This window comes from Acinetobacter courvalinii (assembly GCF_014635545.1).
Lineage (GTDB): Bacteria > Pseudomonadota > Gammaproteobacteria > Pseudomonadales > Moraxellaceae > Acinetobacter > Acinetobacter courvalinii.
On record NZ_BMDA01000001.1, the window covers coordinates 1,505,480 to 1,521,460 of the forward strand.

General features: G+C 39.5%; 20 protein-coding genes. 4 read left to right on the plus strand and 16 right to left on the minus strand.

All coding sequences use genetic code 11. The features are described 5' to 3' along the window. Window positions 1–29 precede the first annotated feature (29 nt). The 5 genes from IEV39_RS06805 to IEV39_RS06825 form a co-directional block, all read right to left on the minus strand. Entirely contained in the window at window positions 30–578 is a 549-nt protein-coding gene (locus IEV39_RS06805; RefSeq protein WP_005285275.1) for a hypothetical protein, read from the minus strand. Window positions 579–638: 60 nt separating this feature from the next. After that, window positions 639–1,034, minus strand: a complete 396-nt coding sequence (locus IEV39_RS06810; RefSeq protein WP_005285271.1) for a hypothetical protein — start codon at window positions 1,032–1,034, stop codon at window positions 639–641. A 177-nt stretch (window positions 1,035–1,211) separates the two neighbouring features. Beyond that, a complete protein-coding gene (locus IEV39_RS06815) occupies window positions 1,212–2,426 on the minus strand; it encodes a hypothetical protein (protein ID WP_005285266.1) in 1,215 nt (404 codons plus the stop codon). 203 nt (window positions 2,427–2,629) lie between these two features. After that, window positions 2,630–3,178, minus strand: coding sequence for a hypothetical protein (locus tag IEV39_RS06820; RefSeq protein WP_005285262.1), 549 nt, complete (start codon window positions 3,176–3,178; stop codon window positions 2,630–2,632). A gap of 162 nt (window positions 3,179–3,340) precedes the next feature. Continuing rightward, a complete protein-coding gene (locus tag IEV39_RS06825; RefSeq protein ID WP_005285259.1) occupies window positions 3,341–3,745 on the minus strand; it encodes a hypothetical protein in 405 nt (134 codons plus the stop codon). A 136-nt stretch (window positions 3,746–3,881) separates the two neighbouring features. Here IEV39_RS06825 and IEV39_RS06830 point away from each other — a divergent pair, with 136 nt between their 5' ends. Beyond that, window positions 3,882–4,559: a LexA family protein gene (locus tag IEV39_RS06830; protein WP_005285256.1), complete on the plus strand. Its 678-nt coding sequence runs from the start codon at window positions 3,882–3,884 to the stop codon at window positions 4,557–4,559. Between the two features lie 136 nt (window positions 4,560–4,695). On the opposite strand, the gene IEV39_RS06835 is transcribed toward IEV39_RS06830, so the two are convergent. Continuing rightward, entirely contained in the window at window positions 4,696–5,274 is a 579-nt protein-coding gene (locus tag IEV39_RS06835) for a YceI family protein (protein ID WP_005229947.1), read from the minus strand. Window positions 5,275–5,499: 225 nt separating this feature from the next. Here IEV39_RS06835 and IEV39_RS06840 point away from each other — a divergent pair, with 225 nt between their 5' ends. Next, window positions 5,500–5,910 carry an OsmC family protein gene (locus IEV39_RS06840; protein WP_005285253.1) on the plus strand — a complete coding sequence of 137 codons (411 nt, stop codon included), beginning with the start codon at window positions 5,500–5,502 and terminating at the stop codon, window positions 5,908–5,910. A 12-nt stretch (window positions 5,911–5,922) separates the two neighbouring features. On the opposite strand, the gene IEV39_RS06845 is transcribed toward IEV39_RS06840, so the two are convergent. The 3 genes from IEV39_RS06845 to tkt all read right to left on the minus strand — a co-directional run bounded on the left by IEV39_RS06845 (window position 5,923) and on the right by tkt (window position 9,036). Further along, window positions 5,923–6,423, minus strand: a complete 501-nt coding sequence (locus IEV39_RS06845; RefSeq protein ID WP_005285250.1) for a hypothetical protein — start codon at window positions 6,421–6,423, stop codon at window positions 5,923–5,925. A gap of 17 nt (window positions 6,424–6,440) precedes the next feature. Next, on the minus strand, window positions 6,441–6,974 hold the full coding sequence (locus tag IEV39_RS06850; RefSeq protein WP_005285245.1) for a DUF3916 domain-containing protein: 534 nt from the start codon (window positions 6,972–6,974) through the stop codon (window positions 6,441–6,443). A 73-nt stretch (window positions 6,975–7,047) separates the two neighbouring features. Continuing rightward, window positions 7,048–9,036, minus strand: coding sequence for a transketolase (gene tkt, locus IEV39_RS06855; protein ID WP_005285242.1), 1,989 nt, complete (start codon window positions 9,034–9,036; stop codon window positions 7,048–7,050). 383 nt (window positions 9,037–9,419) lie between these two features. Here tkt and metK point away from each other — a divergent pair, with 383 nt between their 5' ends. After that, entirely contained in the window at window positions 9,420–10,586 is a 1,167-nt protein-coding gene (gene metK, locus IEV39_RS06860; RefSeq protein WP_004771809.1) for a methionine adenosyltransferase, read from the plus strand. A gap of 53 nt (window positions 10,587–10,639) precedes the next feature. Here the strand turns inward: metK and IEV39_RS06865 are convergent, their stop codons facing one another. After that, window positions 10,640–10,897, minus strand: a complete 258-nt coding sequence (locus IEV39_RS06865) for a hypothetical protein (protein WP_005285238.1) — start codon at window positions 10,895–10,897, stop codon at window positions 10,640–10,642. A 242-nt stretch (window positions 10,898–11,139) separates the two neighbouring features. On the opposite strand from IEV39_RS06865, the gene IEV39_RS06870 reads away from it, so the two are divergent. Next, window positions 11,140–11,322, plus strand: coding sequence for a hypothetical protein (locus tag IEV39_RS06870; RefSeq protein ID WP_005285235.1), 183 nt, complete (start codon window positions 11,140–11,142; stop codon window positions 11,320–11,322). A gap of 47 nt (window positions 11,323–11,369) precedes the next feature. On the opposite strand, the gene IEV39_RS06875 is transcribed toward IEV39_RS06870, so the two are convergent. The 6 genes from IEV39_RS06875 to IEV39_RS06900 all read right to left on the minus strand — a co-directional run bounded on the left by IEV39_RS06875 (window position 11,370) and on the right by IEV39_RS06900 (window position 15,745). Next, complete coding sequence (locus tag IEV39_RS06875; protein ID WP_005285233.1) at window positions 11,370–11,942, minus strand: FxsA family protein; 573 nt, start codon at window positions 11,940–11,942, stop codon at window positions 11,370–11,372. A 186-nt stretch (window positions 11,943–12,128) separates the two neighbouring features. Continuing rightward, window positions 12,129–12,563, minus strand: a complete 435-nt coding sequence (locus IEV39_RS06880) for a putative hemolysin (protein WP_005285230.1) — start codon at window positions 12,561–12,563, stop codon at window positions 12,129–12,131. A gap of 160 nt (window positions 12,564–12,723) precedes the next feature. Further along, a complete protein-coding gene (locus tag IEV39_RS06885) occupies window positions 12,724–13,209 on the minus strand; it encodes a hypothetical protein (RefSeq protein ID WP_005285226.1) in 486 nt (161 codons plus the stop codon). Window positions 13,210–13,243: 34 nt separating this feature from the next. Continuing rightward, window positions 13,244–13,405: a hypothetical protein gene (locus tag IEV39_RS06890; protein WP_005285224.1), complete on the minus strand. Its 162-nt coding sequence runs from the start codon at window positions 13,403–13,405 to the stop codon at window positions 13,244–13,246. A gap of 179 nt (window positions 13,406–13,584) precedes the next feature. Then, a complete protein-coding gene (locus IEV39_RS06895; protein WP_005285221.1) occupies window positions 13,585–15,003 on the minus strand; it encodes an NAD(P)/FAD-dependent oxidoreductase in 1,419 nt (472 codons plus the stop codon). Window positions 15,004–15,532: 529 nt separating this feature from the next. Continuing rightward, entirely contained in the window at window positions 15,533–15,745 is a 213-nt protein-coding gene (locus tag IEV39_RS06900) for a cold-shock protein (protein ID WP_005229924.1), read from the minus strand. Between the last annotated feature and the right edge of the window lie 236 nt (window positions 15,746–15,981).

The following is a 15,981-nucleotide window of genomic DNA, read 5'->3' on the forward strand; positions in this document are numbered from 1 at the left end:
ATTCCAAAGGGAATAGATTGAATATACGCTTAATGACAAACAACCTCTTCAGAAGCTTCTAAAGCCTGTTCAAAGATTTCGGCATAGCTCGCAATCAGTTCAGCTTTATCTGTTCCATTGACAATATAGCGTGCGCCCACATAATTCTTTTTATGCTGATTGATGTAATCAGAAAGTCTTTTACCTGTGAACATGCCCTTTTTCATACCGACAATCATGACACGGGCCGCGATATCAGCTTGTAAAGCCAATTTTGGATTTTTGACTAAATCAATTTTTAAGTAATCGCCCATGCGTTTATAGTTGGACAACCATGTCAGTTGCACATAGCCATAACCAATATAGGGATAATATTGCTTAGACTTTAAATATTTTTCAGAGCCGTACTCGATCACTGGCTGCATGGTTTTTGCTGTTTCATGCCAGGCCGTTGCCAAGATATAAGCCGCCTGTGTAGTTATAATGGCCGTATCTTCAGCCAGCACCGAGACAAGAAAGTTAATGCCATCGACCTGAGATTGTGCCAACTTGCCAAAATTTTTGCGCAAAATATCAAAACCATCTTGTGTAATTGTCATGTTCTTTTCCTCTTTATAATAAAAAACCGCCCGAAGGCGGCATTAAACTGAAGTTATTATTTAAAATTTGTCTTTAAAGTCTTTTACTTCTCTTGCAACATCTAGAATCGTTGAATCCTCTCTTGCATTGATATAGTTAAAAGTCCAGCGAATAAGTGCCCACACAGGTAAGCCACAAAGGAAATACAAGCCACCGAGGGCAAATGCGCCAAACATATTCTTACTCCAGTCTTGCAAATCAAAATGCTGGATCATAAAACCACCACCCGCAATGCTTCCGACCGAAGTTGAAATTAATGAAACCACCCACTCACGCCTAGATTTTGGCAACCGTGTCATCACAACAACAATCCAGGCCAAAAGCATGAAGGTGAGTGCCATCAAGATAATAAAAAACACACCATAAGATTTTATTGCGGCTGCAATGTCTGCACCCGCTGAAACGAGGTCTACCATTTTCCTCCTCCAAAAAGAAAAGCCCTGAGAGATACAGGGCATTATTTAAATAAGGTAATTTTATAAAGCAGCCGTTATCCTTATTGAAGTCATCACTCTTGTTATTCACTTCCTATCACAGCACATGTTTTATCTATAAAAAAACCTCCCGCGTGGGAGGTCAACTCATTAAAAAAGTCACAGTGGATAAAGCGGCAAATACTGCGAATGAGAAAAAGGTAAATAATGACCTGTTCTCAGTCGCTTAGGCGAAAGCTTGTATTTATGCACTGAGTCATAATTTTTTGCATTGTTTGTATTTACAGCATAGATCTCTTCTTCAACTGCTGCATAGGCTGCTCTTAAGTCAAAATCCAGTTGAGTCAGCCCATCCAATGCAATAACTTGATAAAATTCTGGTAACTCTAATCCATGACTTGAAACCCAGCCCCCCATCAGTTTTCCATCAATATAGACATTCATCGAATGCTTGCCTGTGATTTCAAAAGTGATAACTGGATTTAAACAAGGCTCATCTTGCGTAAAAGTGACATTATCCATACTGCCATAATCCCCTAATATCACCGTGAACTTCTCATCCACAAACAAACTGTAAATGACAAATCCCTGCTTCACCTGATCAGCAATCAGCTTTCTTTCTGGTGGATAGGCAAGTCCAGCAAGCATAAAAGCATGCTGAGATGCATTTGAGTTACTCAAGGAAAAACTACCCTGACCTACCTGAAAATAAGCCGATAAGAACGGTACCTTGGTCAGTTGCTCGGCCCATCCAAACTGGATAAAGACATTGGACAGATCATAAGGCAGTTCAGTTGCCTCCAGTTGCACATATTCGAAATCCATATCTAATTGATAGGCCTGTGTATGGACAGTCTTATCATTGATTTTTAACAACTGTACAGCGTTTGCTGTTACCCGAATCACCAGATTCTCAATTTTATTAAAATCATTTAGGGTGATGGGCAAATCAGTACTACTGAACATCACAACTCGTTTAGCTTCGATACTAAGCGTGACATGATCATGATCATTCTTAAAAAGAATCAGGGTTTCAGCCTGCTCACCAATCATAATTTTATAGTCACGATCTGCCTGTAGCGGCTCGATCATTCCTTGCATGTTTGCAGGACGGAATGCAGTAATATCCGGTATAAATTTGGCTTCCGTCACAGCAAGCATATTGCGCGACTGGATGAGCTGATAATCATCATAACTAAGAGCGGGTTCCTGCATATCTTCAACAACTTTTAAGGCACCTAGATATGGATTAGATTCCATTAAGGTCACACCCGCCGCATCTGGTGTGATCTGCATACAAGACGGGGCAATAGCGGCGGGAGAAAAACGCGTTAAATCTTGGTTTAAATAGCTAATATTATTTGTACTCTTCATTTTCAAATACCTCAAATTCTTTATAAATTTCAAACCCATTCCAGGTTTTAGGCATAAAAAAACTCGGTCTCCATGACGGAACCGAGTTTTCATTAGGCAACAAAAAAGCCCATCTATGATGAGCTTTCAAGTTTTGTCATATTTAATCTTTAATACGACCAGTATAGTAAAACTATAGCGTGCTTTCCGAAATAATGGAATCCTTAGTTATGCATATTTTTGTAAGTGTTTTTACGATATTGCTCAATCACGATTTCTGCTTCTTCAATAGCTGTCTCTAATGCTTTAACCATCAAATTTTCATAAGTTTTCCAAGTCTTTCGATAGCTCTCTACATTAAGTTGATGGCGATGGATTCCAGCATAGGCCAAACGTCCTTTCGCTGTGTAATTTTCTTCCAGTTCCGGATTTAAAACGAAATCCAACACTATTCTAGATACCAACCAGGCCAAGTGATACATGGCGATCCGTTCTGGTTCACGCTTTTTATCTCGTTCAGCCTGTTTAATAAAAATATCTGCCAAATGCTGACGGATATAGTCATAATCTGTAGCTGACTTATTTTCAAACACAATCAATGCGGTCACGGACTTGGCCAACTGCGTATCCATTGCAGCAATCGCACCTAAACGATCCTGATAGCTTAAACGCTCGCCTGTGCCACGCACGTAAGGATCAAAACCTGGAGAACTTACCGTTAAACCATGTGTTAACCACTCAAATTTTTCAAATTTAGTTACCATCGCATTCATATTTTCACCTCATCTCATTATTTATTTTTCTGGCTTGATCTATGTTGTCCCTCAAGTAATAGATCCTTTGCCAACTTGAATCATCATGTTCATGCTTGCTTGTGCATGTCATGACTTTATTTACGACCTGACGCTACCTTGCTTTCTCTTTTCATCTTTGAATTAATGATATTTTTCTGTTTGCTCCACACAGTGCATGGCCTGTTTGATCTCTTCAAATCGGCTCTTGCTACATGGCCGGGTAAAGCTCTTGATTTGAGAAATATAGCTATGCGCACAGCCGAGCACTTCAACCAAGGCCTTGGCTCTACCCTTGTGTTGATTGAGCCAGTTGCTGAGCATCGTAATCTGTTGTTCCGTAGCCTGATTGTCGATACGCTTTTGTTTTTTGAGCTGTTTCTGCTCATCTTCCAGTCGCATTGCTTTTAGTTTTTTACTGTATTCCACTCTTCGTGGCTGAAATTTAGTTTGAATCTGGGTGATTGCATTGCCTTTTGCCAACCAGGCTTCAATTTCAGCATTTAAGTTTTGTTTGATATACATGTTTGGAGTTATTGCTTTGCCCATACGCCACCTCTCACATTGAAATTTAAGTAATACGACCATAATATTAGCAAACTAATATTAAATCAATAAGAATACTAATTTGACTTCACATTAGTTTGCTAATATTCTGAATTTAATAATATTCAGGTCGATTGAAATGCTAAAAGATAGGCTCAAAGAAGCTAGAAAAAGAGCAAAGAAGTCTCAAAAAGATGTGGTTGCCGCTGTCGGAATAACCCAGTCCGCTTTGAGTCAACTGGAAACAGGATTAGTGAATTCATCCTCGCATCTTCCCTCTATCGCCAAATACTTAGGTGTCGATGCTTACTGGCTGCAAACTGGTCAAGGACAAGCCGATCCAGATCCATCCCAGCCCGAACATGCAATTAATATTTCTCCGGTTCAGGCCAAGATGGCACCAGTATTGTCATGGGTACAAGCAGGTATTTTTACCAATGTGCAAGCTGTTGATATGGCTCAGGTTGAAGAATGGTTACCGCTACCCGATGATTGTGATCAGTGTTTTTATCTTAAAGTTCAAGGCCTAAGTAATTATCCTGTATTTCATGAAGGTGATTACATTCTGGTTGATCCAACCGTCCAGTATAGTGATATGCAATCAGGTGACATGATTGTGGTGAGAAAACATGAAGATGCCACCTTCAAGAAACTGGTGATCGAGACTGATAATTCGAGATACTTACAGGCGCTTAATCCGGAATTTAAACCGAATATTATTCCCTTGGACGAAGAATGTATTTTCGTGGGTGAAGTAGTCGATTCGATTCGTTATATTTACCAATCCAAACGTCGTTCAAAGATAAAACACAGTTAATGGTCACGTATTAGTATAAAAAATTAGTATTCTGATAATAAATAAATATTAGAAAACTAATAATAAAACATGAATAATAAGCAAATAAAAAAGCCTGAATAAGCTAGTCATTCAGGCTTTTTGATCAATTTCGATATTACTTTGCAGCAGTTGCTTCAGTTGTAATATTCACAGTGATCTTATCCCCTACGTTTGGAACGTAATTACCAATACCAAATGCTGAACGGTTAAAGCTTGTGGTTGCATTAAAGCCAATTGCAGGTACTTTTGCCATTGGATGCTCGCCTTGTTTATTCAGTACAGCATCTAATACCACAGGTTTAGTTACACCTTTAACCGTTAAATCACCTGTAATTTTGAAGTGTTTCTTGTCTTTGGTTTCTACCTTAGTACTTTTGAAAGTTATGTTTGGATATTTTGCAGCGTTAAACCAAGCTTCTTCCTGGAACTCTTTGTCTAAGGCAGGCACATTAGTATTGACACTGCTTAAAGGAATCGTTACTTCAACGGATGAGTTTGCAGGTTTTGCATTATCAACTTTAATTGTACCCTGAATATCTGTGAAGTTTGCACTTGGTGTAGAGAAACCAAAGTGGTTCCAGCTGAATACTGTCGCAGTATGTGTTGGATCAATTTTATAATCGACTGGCGCTGCCAAAGTTACAGAACTAGCTAACGCGACTGCTAAACCGAGGCTTAATGTTTTAAATTGCATTTTTCGTATCCTTGTTTGATATAGCCATTAGTGTATAGATCAAGTATTTTTATTCACTAGTCTTTATAAAACGATATGTTTCATCCATGCAACAATAAAAGCGTTACAGTTATTATGTAAAACGCCTATCATAAGACTATTCGCTACTCGACAATTGATCTGAGAAGTAACAAGATCAGTTCATATATAGATTTAAATTCTTAAAGATAAACAACAAGGTAAAACATGACACATACAGCTCAAGCACTCAGTACGTCAACACCTTATCGCGTTACATTGACAGATTCTTCTGGTCATAGCTGGTATGCAGATGAGCCAGCCGATAAAGGCGGTCAAGATACTGCACCCAACCCAGTTCAGCTATTACTTTCGGCTTTAGGTGCCTGTACGACCATTACCTTAGAAATGTATGCCAATCATAAAGGCATCAAGCTTGAGCATGTGCAGGTCGATTTAGCCTTAAATCCCAATGGTGAACCTGAATCAGGACACAACAATATTGAACGTAAAATTATCTTAAAAGGTGAATTTACCGAAGACCAGCACAAACGTTTGTTAAAAGTTGCGGAAAGCTGCCCGATTCATAAGTTATTAACGTCAAATATTTCAATTCAGAGTGAATTAAATATTGCGTAAGTAGCCCTTACACTAAATTTCAATCACATTTGTATACCATTCCAATGAGCCACTCATCGAAATATCTATTGCTAGGTCGACAATATTTGTGAGCTCATTTGGAATAAATGAATATAAATTTACCCCATCGAAATGAATCCAAAATTCAGGAGGTGGTGTATCAGAACCATCTATAAAGCCAGCTGTTTCTTTTTCACCTAAACAGTCAAACATTGATGAGTACACATCAAATACTAATATTTTGCCCTTTAACTTTGTCCAACTTGGCATGTGATGATATTTCACTCGAGCTTGAATAGCCTCTTCAAAATAAGTCTGCATACGATAAGCATAATCACCACCAAATACTGGGTCACCATTTTTATTTTTAAAACTTTCCTGAAATGCGAGAAATAAAAAATTATATTGTGCGCACAACCAAAACATTTCTTTTTTATTTAAATTTTTCAAATACCTATATTTAATATCATTTAATATTTCTTCAAAAGCACCAAGTACAAATTTTTTTTTCATCCTAACACCTTAATCTTTTAATTTTCAATAAAGTACCAGTAATCGGCTATATAATTATCTGTTTCATTTTTCGGGTCAATATAATGAATATGTACTCCTTGCTCTTTCATTTTCTCAGGAATTTTTAATCCCCAGCTACGAGCCAGACTCATTTCATCTCCTAAAAGATATTTGGAATCATAGCATCCTGTCGACAAGGTATGGGCATTAAAATAATCTTCATCCAGATATAAACAAATTTCACTCGCAAACATATCTGGTTGCACAATGACACATGCCACTTTACAAAATTTTGCCCTAACGGGCTTAGCCTCAATTAAATACTGACAAGCATTAATAAGATATTGAGCACACTCAGCCTTTATGCCTTGTTGAGTATGTTTTCCTTGGACCATATTCATGGGTACAGGTATCTTCCAATTATAATACCGCTCTTCATACCCCTCTAAATTAGGGAAATACCCTTTAAAACTTTCACTCCAACACCTAAGATTTCTTAATTTACGTGGAATTCCCCGTTCTTTTTTATTTGAAAATGCAAATCGTCTCATTTTTTTATATTCCATTTAACCATCATAAAAAAAGCGCTCTAATCAGAGCGCTTTTTTACACCACTTAATTCAATTAAGCAGTCAATTCTTTAACCGCAGCAACAACCGCTTCAGTGGTGATACCGAAGAACTGGAACAAGTCTTTTGCTGGCGCAGATTCGCCGTAAGTGGTCATACCGATCACTTTGCCGTCTAAACCAACAAACTTCCACCAGTAGTCTACATGAGCCGCTTCAACCGCTACACGTGCACGGATATGCGCAGGTAATACCGCTTCACGATATGCAGCATCTTGCTTCATAAACTCTTCGGCACATGGCATAGACACGACACGCACACCTTCAAGTTGTGCATATGCTTCCATTGCCAATGAAACTTCAGAACCTGTTGCGATGATGATTGCTTTCAACTCACCTTTTTCTTCAGCAAGTACATAACCACCTTTTGCAACGTTTTGAATTTGAGCTTCATTACGCGCTTGGAATGGCAAGTTTTGACGAGAGAAAATTAACGCAGATGGGCCTTCTTTACGTTGAAGTGCAGATTTCCAAGAAACAGCTGCTTCAACCGTATCACATGGACGCCAAGTATTTAAGTTTGGTGTACCGCGTAATGATGCAATTTGTTCGATTGGCTGATGCGTAGGACCATCTTCACCCAAACCGATTGAGTCATGCGTATACACATGAATCACACGTTGCTTCATCAATGCAGACATACGTACTGCATTACGCGCATATTCCATAAACATCAAGAATGTTGCAACGTAAGGAACGAAACCACCGTGTAAAGCCACACCGTTCGCGATTGCAGTCATACCGAATTCACGCACACCATAGTACACGTAGTTACCCGCTGGGTTTTCTTGAACGCCTTGGCAACCTTTCCAAAGTGTCAGGTTAGAGCCCGCCAAGTCAGCCGAACCACCTAATAATTCAGGAAGTAATGGACCGAATGCCTGTAAGGTATTTTGGCTTGCTTTACGTGTTGCAATGGTTTCAGCTTTAGCATTGGTTTCAGCAATGAAAGCATCTGCTTGTGCTGCAAATTCAGCAGGTAAATCGCCATTGATACGGCGTAATAATTCTGCTGCTTCAGTTGGATATTTTGCTTGATATTGAGCAAACAATTCATTCCAAGCTGCTTCAGAGGTTTGACCTTTTGCTTTTGCATCCCAAGCTGCATAAACATCTTCAGGGATAACAAATGAATCTTCTTTCCAGCCTAATGCTTCACGGGTTAAAACGATTTCGTCTTTACCAAGTGGTGCACCGTGACAGTCTTCTTTACCTTGTTTATTTGGTGAACCCAAACCAATCACTGTTTTACAGATAATGATGGTTGGTTTATTGCTTTCAGCTTTCGCTTCTACAGTCGCTTGACGAATTGCATCAGCGTCATGACCATCTACACGTAGCACTTGCCAACCATAAGCTTTGAAACGTTGTTCAGTATCATCGCTGAACCAGCCTTCAACTTCACCATCGATCGAGATACCATTGTCATCGTAGTATGCGATTAGCTTACCCAGACCTAATGTGCCTGCAAGTGAACATACTTCGTGAGAAATACCTTCCATCAAGCAGCCATCGCCAAGGAAACAATAAGTAAAGTGATCAACAACGTTTAAGCCATCTTTATTGAACTGTGCAGCCAACGTTTTTTCAGCCAGCGCAAAACCGACTGCATTGGCAATCCCCTGACCCAATGGACCAGTTGTAGTTTCAATACCAGGCGCATAACCATATTCAGGGTGGCCCGGTGTTTTAGAATGTAATTGACGGAACTGTTTTAAATCTTCAATAGATAAATCATAACCAGTCAAATGCAATAATGCATATTGCAACATCGAGCCATGACCATTCGACAAGACAAAACGGTCGCGGTTCGCCCATTGCGGATTGGTCGGGTTATGATTTAAAAATTCACGCCAAACAACGTCAGCGATATCTGCCATCCCCATTGGTGCACCTGGATGCCCTGAGTTTGCTTGTTGCACAGCATCCATTGCCAAGACACGAATTGCGTTTGCAATACGACGTTCATTTAAAGGGGTTGTCATAAGTCAGAATCCGATTAAATCAAATAAGATGAGAGAAGATGAGAAATCATCTTTCAAAAACTGAGACTATTGTCTTAAAAAAACGCCAAGGGGTAAAGTCCAATACACGATATTTCTTGTTTTTCACGCAATCATTTAACATTAAATGTGTAAATGTTCATACGATAGGCGACGTCTGTGCTTCCTTGTAAAAAAGTTAAACAGTAAATTACAGATTTATTCATATCAAAAACTATAAATATCAATTTCCCTGATACACATATCAATAAAAACATCATGAAAATGAAATAAATTCACGCTTTTTAGTCAGCTTGTGCTAGTCCTATGCGCCAAGTCGATGTAACATACTCTGTCTTTTTGAAAATACCAATGATAGGACGTTCATGCGCGAGTATGCTGTTTTTACTTCAGAATCTGTAAGCGAAGGTCATCCAGACAAAATGGCTGACCAAATTAGCGATGCAATTTTAGATGCAATCCTAAGAGAAGACCCGTATGCGCGTGTCGCTTGTGAAACATTAGTAAAAACAGGTGCGGTTGTTCTTGCTGGTGAAATCACAACGACAGCAAATGTGGACTTTGAAGCGATTGTACGTCAAACCGTCAATGGAATCGGTTATCACCATTCTGATTTAGGTTTCGATGGTTCAACTTGTGCCGTGATCAACATGATCGGTAAACAGTCTCCTGAGATTGCACAAGGTGTTGATCGCCAAAAGCCAGAAGATCAAGGTGCAGGTGACCAAGGTTTGATGTTCGGTTATGCAAGCCGTGAAACCGATGTACTGATGCCTGCCCCAATCTCTTATGCGCACCGTTTAATGGAGCGTCAAGCAGAATTACGCCGTTCAGGTGCATTACCGTGGTTACGCCCAGATGCGAAGAGCCAGGTGACCTTTGCTTATGAAAATGGCAAACCTGTTCGTTTAGATGCAGTTGTATTATCAACGCAACATGATCCTGAAATTTCTCAAATCCAGTTAAAAGAAGCTGTGATTGAAGAAATCGTTAAACCGATCATTCCTGCTGAAATGTTCCATGCAGGCACGAAGTTCCATATCAACCCGACAGGTATGTTCGTCATTGGCGGTCCTGTAGGTGACTGTGGCTTAACAGGTCGTAAAATTATTGTAGATACCTATGGCGGTATGGCGCGTCATGGTGGTGGTGCTTTCTCTGGTAAAGACCCATCAAAAGTTGACCGTTCAGCTGCTTATGCGGGCCGTTATGTAGCAAAAAATATTGTTGCAGCTGGTTTGGCAGATAAATGTGAAATTCAGGTGAGCTATGCAATCGGTGTTGCTGAACCGACTTCGATTTCAATTAATACCTTTAATACCGGCAAAGTATCGGATGAGCTGATTGTTCAACTTGTACGTGAACATTTTGACTTACGTCCATATGGCATTACCCGTATGTTGAATCTGATTCAACCTATGTATAAGCAAACAGCGGCTTATGGTCACTTTGGCCGTGAAGGTTCTGATTCTGCATTTACCTGGGAAAAAACCGATAAAGTTGACATCCTTAAGGATGCTGCTGGACTGTAATTCCATTACTGTAAAAAAGCTCGCCATGGCGAGCTTTTTTATTGCCCCAGAAATTATTTATTCGAATTGGTATTGTCCTGTTTGAACATCTCCAGTAGCGAATTGCTTTGCACTGGCTGATCTTCTTGATGATGCTGACTATATAAATGTGCAAGTTTAATCACAACCACCACTACCAGACAGGCAGCAACACAAAACATCCACATGCCATACGGGCTGCGAATATGCTGAGAACCACAATAAGGGCACTCTTTATCTGTTGATGCAACGACCTTGTCACAACATGCACAATGATATTGATATAACATCATTCATACCTCCTCTTTATTTTTTTATTTTCTTTTTACAACAAATACTCATATGTCACACTTTTATCCTATGAGAAAAAAAACCATAATTCAATCACGTTTTCTGACCTACACATTCAAATTAACAAATTTTTATGACAATTTGATTAGAATCTCAAGTTTGACTCAATGATTAAGCTGTTCATTTTATTTTGATCTTTCATGTAATTTGATAAAATAAGATTTTACGCAGTGTGGAGTAATGCATGGCCCAATTGATCAATAAAGGTGGATTCCGCGAACGCGCCAATCGTAGTCGCAAGTACCAACAGTCAGAAAATGAAGTGACCACCCTGCCACCGAGCCAATATCAGCCACCTTCCAAAGAAACAGCTACGTCTACCAATCCAGAATCACCCGATCCAGCCAGCCCAAAAGACCAAACATAAAAAAAGCACACCAAATAAAGTGTGCTTTTTATAAAAAATGAAATGAATTAATTCACATCTTTAAATTCAATTTGCTTCTGATCCGGTTTTACTTCACGTGCTTCACCATCAATAATGGTTGAGTCACGATGCTGACCACCACCTTGTTGCTGGTTTTGCATATCTTGCATCTGGCGCATCAGATCAGCAAACGGATTTTGCCCTGCTGCACCACCGCTCATGCCACCCATACCGCCCATCATTTTATCCATCATGGCTTGCTGACGCTTGGCCATAGTTTTCATCAAGGCATTGCGGAATGCGGTTTGAACTGGTGGAATCAAGACCAATACTGCCAACACATCAGAAATCAAACCAGGAATCATCAATAAGAAACCTGCCATCGCAAGTGCCAGTTTCTTGGTGACAGCAGGATCACCACCCAACTGACCTGTCATCTGCATTTGCTGTAATTGCGGCATGATCGTTGAAGCACTTGAACGCAACAGGTTTAAACCAATAAAGAATGCGATGATGAACCAGAAAAAGACATACCACATACTTCCAACGAGGTCACCCACGCCAATCCAGACCAAAACCTCGGCAATTGTGCCAAATACCACGATAAGAAGTAGATTCATGTCAAATCTCTAAAATTAAAACCTTGTGCAATATTGATGAATCAATCCTGACACAACAAATAAAATAAACCCAATAAAGTTAATGATGGGTACATTTTCAAATTTATCAAGTCTTGTAAAAAAGCTTGTATAAAAAAGCTCCCAATTAAATTTGATCTAATTGAGAGCCCAAAGCGTCTTTAAAAATTAGCCACAAGTTGCTTGGGTAATTTTCTTCGATTGAGGATCAATCGTTACGGTCACACGATTTTCACGGTAATCCATGGTAACAGGCTGATTTGGACCCACACTGCGAACAATTTCAGATTTGGTTTTTTGTTTAATCTGTGCTTCTGTTAAACCCGACTGACCGATTAACTTGGTTGCTTCGTCAGCGATACATTTTGGCTGGCTTGCACGGAACAGCTCCCACTCTTCAACCACCTGGCCATTTGGTAATTTGCAATAACCTACCTGACCATTGGCTTCATTGCGAATTTCCAGTTGTCCACCTTGATCTACGCAGAATTTACTTGCTGGATTAGGCATACCAATTTTTGGTGGCGTCATATCTTTATTTGGAGTTGCTGAACACGCTGCTAATGAAGCGACAATTGCACCTAAAAGTAAGATCTTTTTCATAATTTGAATTCTGATAAAGTGAAAAAGCAAAGATAACAAAATAACTTAACTTTTTATGTCAATGATTTGAAACAAGATGAAAACTTATATTCGGTCCATAATTTTTTAAAAGTACTTATAAGCCTTTTAAAGACTTTAATCTCCTGACCTACTCATCTGCCTATAATTTTTGTTCATTTGCTATTTTTCTTAAGCGATATTGCATTTCCTGTGCAATGTCTTGATTTTGACTTTGTGCATAGCGCTTTAACACAGCCATTGCATCTAGCGTACCCATATCTGCTAAAGCATGACTAAACCATTTTGCAATAACACTATCATCAGAAGCAGTATATTCAAAACGCTTAAAATCCTGTTCAAGGATTCTGGCAATAATTGCGACGCTTGATGGATGAGCAAGACCTTGCAATTCTTTGGCTATCATTTGATGCTGGTCATGTCCATCCAACAATAATAAATGATTTAGTGCCGAAGCTCTGATTTCCAGATTCTCTATTTTAAATGCCACGTCGACTACAAATTCAAGTGTATCAGTCTCATTTTGCTGAACACCACGCTCAAACATTTCTAACAAATACGTTACTTTGTTTTGATCCGCAATATTCACGTCCTCCCAGAATGAATCTATTCTTGCATCATGATTCAAAACAGAATCTCCTTTTCTCAAATCCTAATTATGATTATTGAATAATAATATATTCCAACCGAATCGCCTCATCGACCAAATAGTGCTCTTTGATGATATAGAAATAAGGTCGCGTATTAATCCACGCATCCATCGCCAGAATCGCTTCAGTATAGCCAATGAATGCCGGAAAATCTTTGACTTGTATGATATCCATGAGCTGATCTCTTTTTTATCAAGCCTAGCACACCCAGCGCATTTTACTAAAGCATAAAATCTGGCCAGATTCATTAATAGATTTTTATACGGCCATGTTCAATAGCCCAACATTACAAAACCAAGATGCAAAGAGCCTCTAGATAAGAGGCACTTTTTAGGGACAAGATAGATTGTTATTTAGAAAGAAACCATTTTTCCGGGATTCAACATACCTGTCATACCATACCAACCTTTTGACATGGGAATCGCCAGCGGTGCCAGCAAACGTCCAAATAAAATATCGCTATGCTGGATTTTGGTGAGCATTGCATAATCGGTATTTAAACCAGAAAAATCATCAGCAATGGCCTTACCGATCCGTACGGTTTGAGCCACACCATGACCACTCCAGCCGTGCACTGCATAAATTGGATATTTTTCTCCAAATTTACGGTTATCCGTCGCACCGTTTACGGTCAGATCACTGACGCCACTCCAGCAGAAGTCCATCTCTACCTGGTTGAGCTGCGGAAACACTTTATGGGTTCGGCCCAGCAAATACTGATTGATACGGCCTACGCTCCAGCTGGTGCCGGTTCCTTGCCCACCAAATAATAAACGGTTTTTCGAAACACCACGATAATAGTCAATCTGCAACTGCGTATCATAGACCGGATGATCCTGCGGTAATAACTCGGTCAATGGCACCTCCAAAGGTGCGGTCACCGCAATATAAGTATGAAATGGAATCGCTGTCTGTTTTTTCTCAGGCAGCAATTTAAAAGCATTGTGATGCACGGCAATCACAACGCTTTTACGCGCTTTAATGGTACCGCCGCTCGTATTGACATAGACCCCGTCAGCCTGCTCAGAAATAGACAATACTTCAGTCTGCTCGAATACTTGACCGCCATTTTTACAAAAGCCATGTATCAAAGCACGGTTTAAAGCCAGCGGCTGGATATGACCACCCAAATCATCGACCAGTCCACCTTTATACAAGTCAGATTTGATCAATTGTTTCAGTTCATATTCGCCCATCACCGTGGTGTTGTTTTCACCTAAATACTTTCTGGCGTCTGCGCCTTGCGTCAAAGCAATAAGATGCCCTTCATGTACCGCAGCGGTAATATGTCCACGCTTACGCGCCAGCTCAACATCATATTTTCCACTGATCTGGTCGATTAATGACATTGCCTCGGTAGAAGTAAAATGCCAAAGCTTTTTCGCATCTTCATAGCTAAAACGCTTGATCATTTCTTCCGCTTCCCAACGGGCCAAACCAGGTGTGAGTTGTCCACCATTTCGGCCAGAAGCAGATGAACCGATGCGGTTTTTCTCCACCAGAATCGTATCCACACCCTGTTCCGACAAATGCAACGCTGCCGAAGCGCCCAATAAGCCCCCACCAATCACCACAACATCGCATACTTGGTCCGAATTGAGTGCATCAAAGGTATGCCAGTCGCCCAAAGAACTCTCATAATAATTGGCCGGATGTTCAAATTCCCCATGCTTAGGATTGACCCAGCTCCACTCATTCGAATTTTGAGATGCTTTACTTTCCTTAAAGACCACATCATCTAAATGGATTGGTTTATTAATACCGTTAAACATTTGAAATTCACCCAAAAAATAAATTTTCTTACTTCACAATAAGACAAGGTTACCGCCAAAACAGTGATTAATAAAACCAGAATCTTTCAATATTTTTGATAATTTATTCTCTAGAAAAGCCCTATCGCGACAAATTTTAAAAACATTAAAAAAGCACCCGAAGGTGCTTTTCATTTCTATAGGCTGGTTGCAATTAAAACCATAAAGCTAAACAACAACGTGCCTAAAGATCTTTTACAATGTACATGAACTTCCTGCTCAAACCCTTGAGCATATGACTCCAAGTTTTCCATAACCCTAACGCTCATTAAATGTACTGCACTTGTTAATTTGCCTAATAAATTAACACTATAAAATTAGCAAAAAGTCGTAGTCCTGACTAGCACAAATTTTGCACAAAAAAGTTGTTTTATGACAAAAATAGGCGCTTAACACAAAATAATTAAATATTTAATTTAGAGCAATGCAAAAACAGGAATACAAAAAAGCCCACGAAGGTGAGCTTTTTTTATATGGTTTTTTTAGGGTTCTAAGGAACAACCGTAATCCCTGTTGCTTGTGGGCCTTTTTTACCATCGGTAATGGTAAATGTCACACGTTGACCTTCATGTAAAACTTTAAAACCGCTACTTTGGATTTCGCTGAAATGAGCAAAAACATCCTGTCCAGAATCAGCATGAATAAAGCCAAAACCTTTGGTTTCGTTGAACCATTTCACTGTACCCGTCACAGTATTCGACATATATTTAACCTATTTAATAAATTTTGGGGTGCTTGCTAGCACGTAACTTGGAATCATAAACTCTGAGATTAGATCTGATAAAACGAAAGGTTTATTCAAATGATGAAATGCAAGATTTACTGAATCAGCAGCGTTATTCTTCTCGTTGTAATTTACTATACACCAGTTTACTTTTTAGGCACAATGAATATTTATTGATCGCACCCAGATAGCCTGATTTATTGATCGGCACAGCG

Excerpts from the sequence above, each read along its gene's own strand:
- IEV39_RS06805 (WP_005285275.1), bottom strand. The coding sequence starts at position 578 with ATGACAATTACACAAGATGGTTTTGATATTTTGCGCAAAAATTTTGGC.
- IEV39_RS06810 (WP_005285271.1), bottom strand. The coding sequence starts at position 1,034 with ATGGTAGACCTCGTTTCAGCGGGTGCAGACATTGCAGCCGCAATAAAA.
- IEV39_RS06815 (WP_005285266.1), bottom strand. The coding sequence starts at position 2,426 with ATGAAGAGTACAAATAATATTAGCTATTTAAACCAAGATTTAACGCGT.
- IEV39_RS06820 (WP_005285262.1), bottom strand. The coding sequence starts at position 3,178 with ATGAATGCGATGGTAACTAAATTTGAAAAATTTGAGTGGTTAACACAT.
- IEV39_RS06825 (WP_005285259.1), bottom strand. The coding sequence starts at position 3,745 with ATGGGCAAAGCAATAACTCCAAACATGTATATCAAACAAAACTTAAAT.
- IEV39_RS06830 (WP_005285256.1), top strand. The coding sequence starts at position 3,882 with ATGCTAAAAGATAGGCTCAAAGAAGCTAGAAAAAGAGCAAAGAAGTCT.
- IEV39_RS06835 (WP_005229947.1), bottom strand. The coding sequence starts at position 5,274 with ATGCAATTTAAAACATTAAGCCTCGGTTTAGCAGTCGCGTTAGCTAGT.
- IEV39_RS06840 (WP_005285253.1), top strand. The coding sequence starts at position 5,500 with ATGACACATACAGCTCAAGCACTCAGTACGTCAACACCTTATCGCGTT.
- IEV39_RS06845 (WP_005285250.1), bottom strand. The coding sequence starts at position 6,423 with ATGAAAAAAAAATTTGTACTTGGTGCTTTTGAAGAAATATTAAATGAT.
- IEV39_RS06850 (WP_005285245.1), bottom strand. The coding sequence starts at position 6,974 with ATGAGACGATTTGCATTTTCAAATAAAAAAGAACGGGGAATTCCACGT.
- tkt (WP_005285242.1), bottom strand. The coding sequence starts at position 9,036 with ATGACAACCCCTTTAAATGAACGTCGTATTGCAAACGCAATTCGTGTC.
- metK (WP_004771809.1), top strand. The coding sequence starts at position 9,420 with ATGCGCGAGTATGCTGTTTTTACTTCAGAATCTGTAAGCGAAGGTCAT.
- IEV39_RS06865 (WP_005285238.1), bottom strand. The coding sequence starts at position 10,897 with ATGATGTTATATCAATATCATTGTGCATGTTGTGACAAGGTCGTTGCA.
- IEV39_RS06870 (WP_005285235.1), top strand. The coding sequence starts at position 11,140 with ATGGCCCAATTGATCAATAAAGGTGGATTCCGCGAACGCGCCAATCGT.
- IEV39_RS06875 (WP_005285233.1), bottom strand. The coding sequence starts at position 11,942 with ATGAATCTACTTCTTATCGTGGTATTTGGCACAATTGCCGAGGTTTTG.
- IEV39_RS06880 (WP_005285230.1), bottom strand. The coding sequence starts at position 12,563 with ATGAAAAAGATCTTACTTTTAGGTGCAATTGTCGCTTCATTAGCAGCG.
- IEV39_RS06890 (WP_005285224.1), bottom strand. The coding sequence starts at position 13,405 with ATGGATATCATACAAGTCAAAGATTTTCCGGCATTCATTGGCTATACT.
- IEV39_RS06895 (WP_005285221.1), bottom strand. The coding sequence starts at position 15,003 with ATGTTTAACGGTATTAATAAACCAATCCATTTAGATGATGTGGTCTTT.
- IEV39_RS06900 (WP_005229924.1), bottom strand. The coding sequence starts at position 15,745 with ATGTCGAATACTGTGACGGGTACAGTGAAATGGTTCAACGAAACCAAA.